The sequence below is a fragment of the Sphingosinicella microcystinivorans genome, from assembly GCF_027941835.1.
Lineage (GTDB): Bacteria > Pseudomonadota > Alphaproteobacteria > Sphingomonadales > Sphingomonadaceae > Sphingosinicella.
On sequence record NZ_CP116005.1, the window covers coordinates 1,865,774 to 1,876,464 of the forward strand.

Sequence of the window (10,691 nt, forward strand, 5' to 3'; positions counted from 1 at the left end):
GACGCGGGTGCGGTGTCGTGACGACCCGCGTGATGAGGGGAAGCCGGTGGGCCGAACCGTCTGAAGACGCGCGCTCAATCCCCGAAGGGAGCGATCACGCCGGGCGCGTCAGGGCCTTGCGGCCGACGTTCGGTCCCGGCGGCATGTGGGGGAGAAATGTGGCCGCGTCAAGGCATTGGATTTGCGGTGGGTCAAGACGGACGGCGCCGAGACGGAGTACAGGAAGGCATGACCGACCCGTTTCTCTTCCTCGCCGCCGTGCTCGCGCTGCTCGCCGTGCCGGGGCCGACGAACACGCTGCTCGCTGCCTCGGGCGCGACGGTCGGCCTCGCCCGGTCGCTGCGGCTCATCCCCGCCGAGCTTGCCGCCTACGCGCTGTCGATCGGCGCGCTGATCGCGGCGCTCGGCCCGCTGATGGCCCGCTATCCGCTGCTCTCCGCCGCCGCGCAGCTCGGCGTTGCCGCCTATCTCTTGGCCGCCGCCGTGCGCTTCTGGTCGTGCGGCGCGAGCGGGGAGCGGGGCGCGGTTTCGGTGCGGCGCGTGTTCGCGACCACGCTCATCAACCCCAAGGGGCTGATCTTCGCGCTCGCCGTGTTCCCGCACGAGGGCCTGCCGCGCGCCTTCGCGCTGTTCGCGGCGGTGTGCGTGCCGGTGGCGTTCGGCTGGATCGCGCTCGGGCAAGGGGCGGCGCGTCTCGGCGGAACGCTGGCGCCGCCGCGCCGCGTCTATCGCATCACTGCTGTCGGCCACGTGGTGTTCGCCGGCATCGTGGCGAACGGCGCGCTGCACGCGTTTTCATGACGCGCGGGGCCGATACGGAATCGTCACGAAAACTTCGTTAACCATTTCCGCCGCTGTCATGTTCGCATGGGAACCAGCCTTTCATCCATGATGAAAGGATTCGTGATGAACAGGGTTTGTGTGATTTCCATTCTTGCGGCCGCGGTGACGCTGGCCGCCGTTCCGGCCTCTGCGGCGGAGCTTCTCCTGAACGGCGATTTCAGCGCCGGGCTCGACAACTGGACGTCGTACACGACGGAGCGCGGCACCATCGGCGACATTCCCGCGCTCGGCTCCGCGGCGCAGACCGCCACGTTCGACGTGACGGGCACGGGCGCGCAGACTGCGCTGTGGCTGAACGCTGGCGACGCGGTCGGCCCGTTCGGCACCTCGCAGCAGGGTGGCGGCGTCTTCCAGACGTTCACGTCGGGCGCGGGCACGGCCACGTTCTCGGCCGACTTCGCGGCCTGGACCCGCGTTTCGGGTGCCATCGCGGGCGGCATCTTCAGCGTGCTCCTCGACGGCGTGGTGCAGGATACGTTCGACGTCGGCGCGCTCGCGCAGCTCGTCGCGGAGCGCGGGGTGCTGGAATTCACGACAGACCTCACCGCCGGTCTCCATACGCTCTCGCTTCAGGTGACGCGCCCCTACGCCCCGGCGCGCGGCGTCTATGCGCAGTACTTCACCAACGTCTCTCTCGATTTCACGCCCGCCGTGCCGGAACCCGCCGCGCTCGCGCTGTTCGGGCTCGGCGTTGCGGGCATTGCCGCCATGCGCCGCCGCCGCCGCGCGGCCTGAACCGCCGGAATTCGCATGAAGCCCCGCCGGTGCGTTCCGGCGGGGCTTGTCATGTCCACGCGATCGGGCAGTCCCGGTTCTTCGGGGAAGCCCCGCCTGCGAGCCCCGGCGCGTTCGGGCAGCGCCCGGATTTGACCTGTGACAATGCGTTCGCTTGGCCGGACGGCATCTGTACCGCCATACTTGACGCCTGCATCCGCCGCGCGCAAGCGCTGGCGGCGGCTGCAAACAGTGCGTATGAGACGGTTTCGATGCATCGGTTCGCAAATCCTGCCCGGTTCCTGAAGCTCGCCCGACCGCTGACGGCGGCGGCGCTCGCGCTCGGCCTCGCGCTCACCGCCGCGGGCCTGTGGTGGGGCGCGTTCCATGCGCCACCCGACTATCTGCAGGGCGAGAGCGTGCGCATCATGTACCTGCACGTGCCGACGGCATGGATCTCGATGGGTGCCTATCTGGGGCTCGGCATCGCCGGGATCGCCATCCTCGTGTGGAAGCACCCGCTCGCCGAGGTGGCGCTGGAGGCGCTGGCGCCGGTGGGTGCGGTCTATGCGGGCGTCTGCCTCGTCACCGGCTCGATCTGGGGCCGCCCGACATGGGGCACATGGTGGGTGTGGGACGGGCGGCTCACCTCGATGCTGGTGCTGTTCTTCCTCTACCTCGGCGTCGTCGCGCTCGCGGGCGCGTTCGACGAGCGCAGCCGCGGCGCGCGGGCGGCGGCGGTGCTCGCCATCGTGGGGCTCGTCAACCTGCCGATCATCAAGTTCTCGGTGGAATGGTGGAACACGCTGCACCAGTCCGCCTCGATCACGCTCAGAGGCTCCAGCATCCATCCCGACATGCTGTATCCGCTGCTGGCGAGCGCCGCCGGGCTCGGCCTGCTGATGGCGGCGGCGGTGCTGATGCGGATGCGCGCGATCATCGCCGAGCAGCGCATCGCGGCGCGGCGGGCGCGGCTTGCGGGAGAGGCGGCATGAACGCGCTGCCCTTCGTGATCGCGGCCTATGCGGTAGGGGTCTCCGGCATCGGCGGCGTGCTCTTGTGGAGCTGGCTTTCGATGCGCCGCGCCGAGAAGGCCGCGGACGCGCTGAGGGGAGACCGGCGATGAAGCCCAAGCACCAGCGGCTCGCGCTCGCGGGCGCGGCGTTGGCGGCGCTCGGTATCGCGGCGGCGCTCGCGCTCCCCGCGCTCAAGGACCAGGCGGCGTATTTCTACGCGCCCGCCGACGTGGCGGCGAAGGGCGTGGCGCCGGGGCAGGCGATCCGGCTCGGCGGGCTCGTCGAGAAGGGCTCGCTGAGGCGCAGCGCCGACGGGCTCACCATCCATTTCCGCGTCACCGACCGGCTCGAATCGGTGCCTGTCGCCTACACCGGCATCGTGCCGGACCTGTTCCGCGAAGGGCAGGGCATGATCGCCGACGGCCGCTTCGACGCGGACGGCACGTTCCGCGCCGAGACGCTGCTCGCCAAGCACGACGAGAACTACATGCCGCCCGAGGTCGCGAAGGCGGTCGAGAAGGCCGAGGCCGCCGCGAAGGCGCGGCCGGAGAAACCCGCGCCCTGACGCCCCTACTGCGGCGGCAAGTCCTCGAACGCTTCGAGCGTATCGGTTCCCGTCATCCACGGTTCGCGGTGGCGCGTGAAGATGTGCATCGTCGGCGGCAGGGCGGCGGGGTCGTCGAAGCTGGCGACGGTGAGGTCGATGAGGCCCTCCATGAAATCCGCCTCGTAGCTGACGGCGGTGCCGCAGCGCCCGCAGAAGCCGCGGCGCACGCCTTCGGACGAGGCATAGGCGGCAAGCGGCGCGCCGGTGAAATCGACCGCGCCGCGCTCGAACATCGCCCACGCCACCATCGGGGCGCCTGCTGCGCGCTTGCATGACGGGCAATGACAAAGGCTGACGTTCAGGCTTTCGCCGCTGACGGTGAAGGTGACTGCGCCGCAAAGGCAGTGGCCGGTTGGCATCGTCGTTCTCCCCAGGAGACTCAGGAGGGTGCAGGTTACGGGCGTGACGAATGATCGCAAGCGGGCTGCATTGCGCGCGCGCCGATGCTAAGGCGCTGGTGATGAGAGTGTTGGGGCGGCGCCAGCGATGATTCCCGAGATCGGCCATGCAGCCCTGTGGCTGGCCGCGGGCCTTGCGCTCGCGCAGGCGCTGGCCGGATTCCGGGCGGACGGCGGGCGCATCGCCGTACCCGCCGCGCTTTTGCAGGGCGCGCTCTGCGCCGTCGCCTTCGCGGCGCTGACGTGGGCGTTCGTGAAGTCCGATTTCTCGGTGGCGCTCGTCGCGGGCAACAGCCACACGGCGAAGCCGGAGCTTTACAAGTGGACGGGCGTGTGGGCGAACCACGAAGGCTCGATGCTGCTGTGGGTCTCGGTGCTCGCCGCGTTCGGCGCGCTCGCCGCGATCCGCGCGAAGGGCCTCGGCGAGCGGTTCCGTACGGTGATGCTTTCGGCGCAGGGCTTCATCGCGCTCGGCTTCTACGCCTATCTGCTCATCGCCTCGAACCCGTTCGCGCGCATCGCGCCTGCGCCGGTCGAGGGCTCGGGGCTCAATCCCTTGTTGCAGGACCCCGGCCTCGCCTTCCACCCGCCGCTCCTCTACATCGGCTACGTCGGGCTTTCGGTGACCTTCTCGTTCGCGGTGGCGGCGCTGGTGCTGAACCGGGTGACGCCGGAATGGGCGCGCGCGGTGAAGCCGTGGGTGCTCGGCGCGTGGAGCTTCCTCACCGCGGGCATCACGCTCGGCAGCTTCTGGGCGTACTACGAACTCGGCTGGGGCGGCTGGTGGTTCTGGGACCCGGTGGAGAACGCCTCGCTGATGCCGTGGCTCGCGGCGACGGCGCTGTTCCACTCGGTGGGCGTGCTCGCGGCGCGCGGCGCGCTCAGGAACTGGACGCTGCTGCTCGCGGTCGTCGCCTTCTCGCTCAGCATGGTCGGCACGTTCATCGTGCGCTCGGGGCTGCTGACGTCCGTGCACGCCTTCGCGGTCGATCCGGAGCGCGGCATCTTCCTGCTCGTGCTGCTCGCGCTCTACGTCGGCGGCGCGCTGACACTCTATGCGCTGCGCGCGGGCACGGTGACGGCGGGCGCGCCGTTCCGGCCGGTGAGCCGCGAGGGCAGTCTCGTCGTCAACAACCTGATCCTGTCGGCGGTGCTCGGCGTCGTGTTCCTCGGCACGCTCTATCCGCTGCTGCTCGAAGCCGCGACGGGGGAGCAGGTCTCGGTCGGGCCGCCGTACTTCGAGACGGCGCTACTGCCGCTGCTGCTGCCGCTGCTGCTGCTGATGGCGGCCGGACCGCTGATGCGCTGGCGGGCGATGGACTGGGCGGGGCTGGCGCGGCGGCTGGCGCCCGCGCTGGTGCTCGGCCTTGCAGCCATCGTCGTTGCCATGCTGCTCGGGATGCGCAGTCCGCTCGCGCTGGCGGGCGTCGCACTTTCGGCGTGGCTCGCCGCGGCGAGTGTGATGATCTTCCGGGGCCGCAAGCTGAAGCGCATCCGCCGGATTCCGGCGAGCGTGTGGGGCACGGCGCTCGCGCACCTCGGCATCGCCGTCACCACGCTCGGCATCGCGGCGAGCGGGGCGGGCTCGGTCGAGACGCTGGCGAACATTGCGCCGGGCGGGCGGCTGAGCGCGGGGGCGTACACGGCGCAGCTCGACGACATCACGCCCGCGGCGGGGCCGAACTACACGGCGATCCGCGCCGTGCTCACCGTCACCGGGGCGGGTGAGACGGTGCTGTCGCCGGAACGGCGCACCTTCGTGAATCCCGGCAACGAGACCACCGAGACCGACATCTGGCCGCGCTGGACCGGCAACCTCTATGCGACGCTCGGGCCGGGCGACGGCAGCGGGCGCTGGCAGGTGCGGCTGGTGTGGCAGCCGCTCATCGGGCTGATCTGGATCGGCGGCATGATGGCCGCGCTGGGCGGGCTGATCGCGATGCGGCAGGGGCGCAGGCGGCACGGAGAGGTGGAATGACCGCAAGACGCGTGGCGCTGATCGTGCCGCTCCTCATGTTCCTCGGCTTCGTCGCGCTCGCCGTCTACCGCATGGGCGAGCCGCAGCAGCGCGTCATCGCCTCGAAGATGGTCGGCCAGCCGGTGCCGGCGATCGACCTCGTCGGCATGGACGAGATGCACCCTGGCCTCAACGACAGCGATCTCCGGCAGGGCACGGTGACGCTGGTGAACCTGTTCGCGAGCTGGTGCGCGCCGTGCCGGGTGGAGGCGCCGCAGCTCGCCGCGCTCGCCGGAAAGGGCGTGGTGATCCACGGCATCGCGGTGCGCGACACGCCGGAGAACATCGCGGCATTCCTGAAGGAACACGGCGACCCGTTCCGCCGCATCGGCATGGACCCGAACAGCAAGGCGCTGCTGAACCTCGGCGCGTCGGGCCTGCCCGAGACGTTCCTGATCGACGGCAAGGGCATCATCCGCAAGCAGTACATCGGCCAGATCCGGCCCGAGCAGGTGCCCCAGATCCTGAACGACATCGCGGAGGCGAAGCGGTCATGAGGGCGCTGCTGCCGCTCGCGTTCCTCGCCCTGACGGCCGCCGCCGAGGGGCCGACGCTGCCGCCCGCCGAGGAGGCCGCGGCGCGCGCGCTGATGCACGAGCTGCGCTGCCTCGTCTGCCAGCACCAGTCGATCGCCGACAGCGACGCCGACATGGCGGCGGACATGCGCGCCGTCGTGCGCGAGCGGATCGCGGCGGGGGAAAGCCCCGACGAGGTGAAGGCGTATCTCGTCAGCCGCTACGGCGGCTACGTGACGTTCGATCCGCCGAAGACCGGCGCGAACCTCGTGCTGTGGGCGGCGCCGCTGCTGTTCCTCGCCATCGGCGGCGTCGCCGTGTGGCGGCTCTACCGGAGGAAGGGCGCATGAGCGGCTGGATCGCCGTCGCCGTGCTGACGCTGCTGACCGGCGCGGCGCTGTGGCGGATGAAGATGCCGCTGCTGCCGGTGGGGCTCGCGCTCGCCGTGGGCCTCGCGGGCTATCTGCTGACGAGCGATCCGGCGCTGCCGAGCAAGCCCGCGCCGCCGCGCGCGATCGACGCCAGCGCGGCGCCGCAGCTCGAGGAGGCGCGCATGCGCCTGCTCCAGAACACCGGCGATGTCGGCGCGTGGCTGATGTTCGCCGACATTCTCAGCCATCAGGGCAAGACCCAGTCGGCGGTCGACGGCCTCAGCCTCGCCGCGAAGGCGATGCCGGACGTGCCCGACCTGTGGGTGGGGCTCGGCAACGCGCTGACGCGCCATGCCGACGGGTTCATCACCCCCGCGGCGCGACTCGCCTTCGGGCGCGCCTCGGCGATCGACCCGAACCATCCGGGCCCGCCCTATTTCCTCGGCCTCGCATGGTTGCAGGCGGGCGAACCCGACGAGGCGCTGAAGGTCTGGCAGGACCTCTACGCGCGCAGCCCTGAGGACGCGCCCTACCGCCCCGAGCTCGAACGGCTGATGCGCGGCGCGCGCGCGATGATCGCGGCGGGCATCGACGGCGGCCGCTTCCCGGGCGCGGACGACAGCACGCCCGCGCTCGAGCAGCGTTGAGCCGAAAGGTCCTGCGGGCGTGTGCCCGTCAGCGCGGCAACCGCTCTAGCGGATGCCGGCCATGACCTCCTTCAGCCTCAGCTTTTCCTTTTTCCATTGTGCGATGAGAAGTTCGTCGGGCATCGGTCGATGGGTTTCCTGATTGATCTGGCTTTCAAGGGAAGCGTGTTTTTCCGAAAGCGCAGTCAGGTGTGCGTCGACCATAATCCGATCTCCTCTGTCGAAGTGCATCAGGATGAGCGAGTGGACCATATTTCGAAGCGCTTGTCAGCGGGGAAGCGGTAAGCTGCGCATTTACTACAATCTGTGGTGGGGCGGGCCTGCCTCTCCCCAGAATCTGGGCACCATGCCGCAGGCTCGTCAAAACGACTCGCAGCCGGCGTGCGCGCGCTTATGGTAGCGCCATGACCAGACGACTCGCGAACCGGCGACCGGAGTGCAGACATCGTGGATGAAAGCGACGTGAGGGCCCGCCTCGAGTCGCTGCTCGAGGAACACCGCGATCTCGATGCCGCCATCGAGGCGATCCGCGCCCTGCCGGGCTGCGACCAGCTCCAGCTCGCCCGTATGAAGAAGCGCAAGCTGCGCCTCAAGGACGAGATCGAGATGCTGCGCGATCAGCTGCTGCCCGACATCATCGCATAAAACTCCATGCTGCGCGAAAGCGCGCGCGGGTGTACACTGTGCCGCATCGTTTCCCTGACAGGGGAGGTGGCGCCATGACGAAGAGACTCTGGTTCGCGGCCGTTCTGGCCGCGCTTCCCGCCGCCGGGGCCGACGCGGCCGTGACCATCCTCGGCGACGGCTACGCCCGCAAATGCTACGAGGCGGCGGAATTCAACCGCGGCGGGCGCGCGGCGTTCGCGGACTGCGACCTTGCGCTCAAGTTCGACAAGCTCTCCAGGTCCGAACGCGCGGCGACGCATGTGAACCGCGGCATCCTGTTCATGCAGGGCCGCGACTACGCAAGCGCCATCGCCGACTACGACACGGCGCTCGGCATCGACGGCGATCTCGCCGAGGCCTATGTGAACAAGGGGATCGCGGTGCTGCACCGCGGCGGCAGCGAGACGCTCGCGGTCGACCTGCTCTCGCGGGGCATCGCGCTCGAGCCGAACCGGGTCGAGGTCGCGCTCTACGCGCGCGGCGTCGCGCACGAGAAGCTGGGGCGCGTGCGCGAGGCCTACGACGACTACCGGCAGGCGGCGGCGCTGAAGCCGGACTGGCCGGAACCCGCGCAGGAGCTCACCCGCTTCAAGGTGGTGGAATAGCGCGCGCCGCGAGGGCGACGGCTGTTCGCCGGACGGGTTTCGCGAGAACGGTTCAGGCCGGGAAGCGGCGCTTCTCGGTGATGTCGAGTTGCACGATCCGCGCGTCGTGCACGGTGAGCGTGATCGTGCCGTAGCGAAGGTGTTCGAGCGCCTCGCGGATGGTCTGCAGGGCCTCCTCCGTCGACGTGACGGGCTGCGGCGTGGCTTCGGTCATGGGCTTCTTTCCCCCCGGCTGATGACGCGGTGTCAGGATGCCGCCGCCCGGCGCTCCGGCAGGCGGGCGTCCTGTTCGCGGCCCTTCGCCGCGAAGACGAGGCGGTCGAGCAGGCGCGCGCCGAACGGCCAGTCGCCGATGCCCGAATCGGCGTTGATGTGGCCGCAGTCGCCCGCATCGACGAGGAAGCTGCCCCAGCGGCGGGCGAGGAAGCTCGCCCACGAGAATTCGGCATAAGGGTCGTTGCGGCTGGCGACGACGATCGACGGGAACGGCAGGAACACGTTCGGCAGGCCGCGGAAGCTGTCGAAGCGGCCGGCCTCTCCGCGCTCGCAGTCGGGCGGCGCGACGAGCAGCGCGCCGGCGACGGGCGCGCCGTAGGCCTGCCCGCGCTCGGCCACCCACCACGCCGCCGCGATGCAGCCGAGGCTGTGGGCGACGAGGATGACGGGGGCGGGGGAGGCGGTGATCGCCGCGTCGAGACGGGCGACCCAGCCCGCGCGTTCCGGCCGGTCCCAGCTGCCGAGGTCGGCGCGCACGGTGTCCGGGTGCGCCTGTTCCCACAGCGTCTGCCAGTGCTGCGGGCCTGAATTTCCATAGCCCGGCACGACCAGAACACGGGGCGCGGCCACGAAATCGCTCATCGTCATATCTCCACTTATTGAGTAGAGAATATATTCAATTGAAAAAGTAGACAATCGGCGAAATTCAACGCTTCGTCGCTCGCAGCGAACGGCTCGCCGATGGGATGACGCCGTTTCGCTTCGCCGGAAGGACGTGCGACCGCGCCGCGATTCGCGGCGGGTCCCGGACAGCCGGCTTTCCACCGGCCGCGATCGCGGCTACGGAGATTTTGGGACAGGTTTTCCGGATTTTACAGCGCTATGAAACTCGATTCCAAGGATAAGGCCATTCTTGAAATCCTTCAGCGTGACGCCACGCTCTCGATCCAGGAGATCGGGGATCGGGTGGCGCTGTCGGCGAATCCCTGCTGGCGCAGGATCCGGCACATGGAGGAGGCGGGAATCATCGAGCGCCGCGTCGCGGTCGTGAACCCGGCGGCGCTCGGGCTCGCGATGACCGTGTTCGTCTCGATCCGCATTTCCGCGCACGACAGGGGATGGCTCGACCGGTTCGCCGCGGCGATCCGCACGATCCCCGAGATCGTCGAATGTCACCGGATGAGCGGCGATGTCGACTACCTGCTGAAGATGCTGGTGCGCGACATCCGGCACTACGACCGCGTCTATCAGCGGCTGATCAGCGAGGTGCCGGGGCTGTCCGACGTCAGCTCCACCTTCTCGATGGAGCAGATGAAGGCGACGCCCGTGCCGGTGAACGCGATCCCCGCAGGCGGCCCGTAGGCTTCAGGCCGCCGCGTCGGTTTCGCCGGCGCGCGCGAGGCGGGTCGGCAGATAGGCGCGCAGGTAGGAGATCGTCGCCAGCTTCGCCTCGACGAGCGCATCGTCCGTGACGCGGTCGTGATCGGCGACCGACAGCGAGAAGAACACGTCGGCGATCAGCAGCGCCTTGAAGAACAGCTCGCGGGAATCGGCAAGGCCGGGCAGCACGAACTGCTGGCGCACCACGATCCAGAGCGCCGTGCCGAAACGGAAATCCTCCTTGCAGCCGGCGTGCTTGATCTCGGGCGGCGTGTGCGGCCCGAGCATGAGCTGGCGCGCGGCGCGGTTGCCGTTGAACGCCTTCTGGTGATGCGCGAGCGAAAGCTCGACGAGCGTTTCCCACTCGTCCACCTCCGGCAGCATCAGGTCTTCGGCCGCCTGCGCCGAGGCGAGCGCGCGCGCGAGTTCCTTCCAGAGATCGCCGATCTCCGGGAAGAAATGATAGGCCGACGACGCCGGTATGCCTGCCGCCTCGGCGACCGCGATCATGCCGATCTGGTCGATGTTCTGCGTATCCAGCATCGTGCGCGCCGCTTCGAGAAGCTCGGCGCGCCGGGCCCGGCCGCGGGCCTGCGTCGCCTTCCGCGCGGGCGGCCTGATTTTCACATTGGTGATCATGCGACCCGTTTCCATGGTTTTCGGGCTGTTGACAACCCCCCTGTTTTCATCAATAGT

17 protein-coding genes are annotated in these 10,691 nt (G+C 69.6%); 12 read left to right on the forward strand and 5 right to left on the reverse strand.

The features are described from left to right. Nucleotides 1–228: 228 nt before the first annotated feature. The 5 genes from PE061_RS09195 to ccmE all read left to right on the forward strand — a co-directional run bounded on the left by PE061_RS09195 (nt 229) and on the right by ccmE (nt 3,138). Nucleotides 229–801: a hypothetical protein gene (locus PE061_RS09195; protein ID WP_271258788.1), complete on the forward strand. Its 573-nt coding sequence runs from the start codon at nt 229–231 to the stop codon at nt 799–801. Between the two features lie 120 nt (nt 802–921). Next, nucleotides 922–1,578 carry a PEP-CTERM sorting domain-containing protein gene (locus tag PE061_RS09200; protein WP_271258789.1) on the forward strand — a complete coding sequence of 219 codons (657 nt, stop codon included), beginning with the start codon at nt 922–924 and terminating at the stop codon, nt 1,576–1,578. Nucleotides 1,579–1,829: 251 nt separating this feature from the next. Beyond that, entirely contained in the window at nt 1,830–2,552 is a 723-nt protein-coding gene (locus PE061_RS09205) for a heme ABC transporter permease (RefSeq protein WP_271258790.1), read from the forward strand. Beyond that, nucleotides 2,549–2,683 carry a hypothetical protein gene (locus tag PE061_RS09210; RefSeq protein WP_271258791.1) on the forward strand — a complete coding sequence of 45 codons (135 nt, stop codon included), beginning with the start codon at nt 2,549–2,551 and terminating at the stop codon, nt 2,681–2,683. The genes PE061_RS09205 and PE061_RS09210 overlap by 4 nt, the downstream gene beginning before the upstream one ends. Next, nucleotides 2,680–3,138 carry a cytochrome c maturation protein CcmE gene (gene ccmE, locus PE061_RS09215; RefSeq protein WP_271258792.1) on the forward strand — a complete coding sequence of 153 codons (459 nt, stop codon included), beginning with the start codon at nt 2,680–2,682 and terminating at the stop codon, nt 3,136–3,138. The genes PE061_RS09210 and ccmE overlap by 4 nt, the downstream gene beginning before the upstream one ends. Nucleotides 3,139–3,143: 5 nt before the next feature. Here the strand turns inward: ccmE and PE061_RS09220 are convergent, their stop codons facing one another. After that, the gene (locus PE061_RS09220) at nt 3,144–3,539 is read right to left on the reverse strand and encodes a GFA family protein (RefSeq protein WP_271258793.1); all 396 of its coding nucleotides are present in this window, start codon (nt 3,537–3,539) and stop codon (nt 3,144–3,146) included. 127 nt (nt 3,540–3,666) lie between these two features. Here PE061_RS09220 and PE061_RS09225 point away from each other — a divergent pair, with 127 nt between their 5' ends. Genes PE061_RS09225 through PE061_RS09240 form a run of 4 tightly spaced genes read left to right on the forward strand, consistent with a single transcriptional unit; the run spans nt 3,667 to nt 7,128 of the window. Next, nucleotides 3,667–5,556 (forward strand): heme lyase CcmF/NrfE family subunit, encoded by a 1,890-nt coding sequence (locus PE061_RS09225; protein ID WP_271258794.1) that lies wholly within the window; start codon nt 3,667–3,669, stop codon nt 5,554–5,556. After that, a complete protein-coding gene (locus tag PE061_RS09230) occupies nt 5,553–6,092 on the forward strand; it encodes a DsbE family thiol:disulfide interchange protein (protein WP_271258795.1) in 540 nt (179 codons plus the stop codon). Before PE061_RS09225 ends, PE061_RS09230 begins: the two co-directional genes overlap by 4 nt. Next, on the forward strand, nt 6,089–6,460 hold the full coding sequence (locus PE061_RS09235; RefSeq protein ID WP_271258796.1) for a cytochrome c-type biogenesis protein: 372 nt from the start codon (nt 6,089–6,091) through the stop codon (nt 6,458–6,460). The genes PE061_RS09230 and PE061_RS09235 overlap by 4 nt, the downstream gene beginning before the upstream one ends. Next, nucleotides 6,457–7,128, forward strand: a complete 672-nt coding sequence (locus tag PE061_RS09240) for a tetratricopeptide repeat protein (protein ID WP_271258797.1) — start codon at nt 6,457–6,459, stop codon at nt 7,126–7,128. The genes PE061_RS09235 and PE061_RS09240 overlap by 4 nt, the downstream gene beginning before the upstream one ends. Nucleotides 7,129–7,173: 45 nt before the next feature. On the opposite strand, the gene PE061_RS09245 is transcribed toward PE061_RS09240, so the two are convergent. Further along, a complete protein-coding gene (locus tag PE061_RS09245; RefSeq protein ID WP_271258798.1) occupies nt 7,174–7,332 on the reverse strand; it encodes a YdcH family protein in 159 nt (52 codons plus the stop codon). A gap of 243 nt (nt 7,333–7,575) precedes the next feature. Between PE061_RS09245 and PE061_RS09250 the strand changes: the two genes are divergently transcribed. Both PE061_RS09250 and PE061_RS09255 read left to right on the forward strand, forming a co-directional pair. Then, nucleotides 7,576–7,773: a YdcH family protein gene (locus tag PE061_RS09250; protein WP_271258799.1), complete on the forward strand. Its 198-nt coding sequence runs from the start codon at nt 7,576–7,578 to the stop codon at nt 7,771–7,773. Nucleotides 7,774–7,847: 74 nt separating this feature from the next. After that, nucleotides 7,848–8,399 carry a tetratricopeptide repeat protein gene (locus tag PE061_RS09255; RefSeq protein WP_271258800.1) on the forward strand — a complete coding sequence of 184 codons (552 nt, stop codon included), beginning with the start codon at nt 7,848–7,850 and terminating at the stop codon, nt 8,397–8,399. A gap of 52 nt (nt 8,400–8,451) precedes the next feature. On the opposite strand, the gene PE061_RS09260 is transcribed toward PE061_RS09255, so the two are convergent. Both PE061_RS09260 and PE061_RS09265 read right to left on the reverse strand, forming a co-directional pair. Next, the gene (locus PE061_RS09260; protein ID WP_271258801.1) at nt 8,452–8,613 is read right to left on the reverse strand and encodes a YezD family protein; all 162 of its coding nucleotides are present in this window, start codon (nt 8,611–8,613) and stop codon (nt 8,452–8,454) included. A gap of 32 nt (nt 8,614–8,645) precedes the next feature. Next, the gene (locus PE061_RS09265) at nt 8,646–9,257 is read right to left on the reverse strand and encodes an RBBP9/YdeN family alpha/beta hydrolase (RefSeq protein ID WP_271258802.1); all 612 of its coding nucleotides are present in this window, start codon (nt 9,255–9,257) and stop codon (nt 8,646–8,648) included. Nucleotides 9,258–9,497: 240 nt separating this feature from the next. On the opposite strand from PE061_RS09265, the gene PE061_RS09270 reads away from it, so the two are divergent. Beyond that, nucleotides 9,498–9,977 carry an Lrp/AsnC family transcriptional regulator gene (locus tag PE061_RS09270; RefSeq protein WP_271258803.1) on the forward strand — a complete coding sequence of 160 codons (480 nt, stop codon included), beginning with the start codon at nt 9,498–9,500 and terminating at the stop codon, nt 9,975–9,977. 3 nt (nt 9,978–9,980) lie between these two features. Here the strand turns inward: PE061_RS09270 and PE061_RS09275 are convergent, their stop codons facing one another. Further along, the gene (locus PE061_RS09275) at nt 9,981–10,634 is read right to left on the reverse strand and encodes a TetR/AcrR family transcriptional regulator (protein ID WP_271258804.1); all 654 of its coding nucleotides are present in this window, start codon (nt 10,632–10,634) and stop codon (nt 9,981–9,983) included. Nucleotides 10,635–10,691 lie beyond the last annotated feature (57 nt).

Excerpts from the sequence above, each read along its gene's own strand:
- PE061_RS09195 (WP_271258788.1), top strand. The coding sequence starts at position 229 with ATGACCGACCCGTTTCTCTTCCTCGCCGCCGTGCTCGCGCTGCTCGCC.
- PE061_RS09205 (WP_271258790.1), top strand. The coding sequence starts at position 1,830 with ATGCATCGGTTCGCAAATCCTGCCCGGTTCCTGAAGCTCGCCCGACCG.
- PE061_RS09210 (WP_271258791.1), top strand. The coding sequence starts at position 2,549 with ATGAACGCGCTGCCCTTCGTGATCGCGGCCTATGCGGTAGGGGTCTCC.
- ccmE (WP_271258792.1), top strand. The coding sequence starts at position 2,680 with ATGAAGCCCAAGCACCAGCGGCTCGCGCTCGCGGGCGCGGCGTTGGCG.
- PE061_RS09220 (WP_271258793.1), bottom strand. The coding sequence starts at position 3,539 with ATGCCAACCGGCCACTGCCTTTGCGGCGCAGTCACCTTCACCGTCAGC.
- PE061_RS09225 (WP_271258794.1), top strand. The coding sequence starts at position 3,667 with ATGATTCCCGAGATCGGCCATGCAGCCCTGTGGCTGGCCGCGGGCCTT.
- PE061_RS09230 (WP_271258795.1), top strand. The coding sequence starts at position 5,553 with ATGACCGCAAGACGCGTGGCGCTGATCGTGCCGCTCCTCATGTTCCTC.
- PE061_RS09235 (WP_271258796.1), top strand. The coding sequence starts at position 6,089 with ATGAGGGCGCTGCTGCCGCTCGCGTTCCTCGCCCTGACGGCCGCCGCC.
- PE061_RS09240 (WP_271258797.1), top strand. The coding sequence starts at position 6,457 with ATGAGCGGCTGGATCGCCGTCGCCGTGCTGACGCTGCTGACCGGCGCG.
- PE061_RS09245 (WP_271258798.1), bottom strand. The coding sequence starts at position 7,332 with ATGGTCGACGCACACCTGACTGCGCTTTCGGAAAAACACGCTTCCCTT.
- PE061_RS09255 (WP_271258800.1), top strand. The coding sequence starts at position 7,848 with ATGACGAAGAGACTCTGGTTCGCGGCCGTTCTGGCCGCGCTTCCCGCC.
- PE061_RS09260 (WP_271258801.1), bottom strand. The coding sequence starts at position 8,613 with ATGACCGAAGCCACGCCGCAGCCCGTCACGTCGACGGAGGAGGCCCTG.
- PE061_RS09265 (WP_271258802.1), bottom strand. The coding sequence starts at position 9,257 with ATGAGCGATTTCGTGGCCGCGCCCCGTGTTCTGGTCGTGCCGGGCTAT.
- PE061_RS09270 (WP_271258803.1), top strand. The coding sequence starts at position 9,498 with ATGAAACTCGATTCCAAGGATAAGGCCATTCTTGAAATCCTTCAGCGT.
- PE061_RS09275 (WP_271258804.1), bottom strand. The coding sequence starts at position 10,634 with ATGATCACCAATGTGAAAATCAGGCCGCCCGCGCGGAAGGCGACGCAG.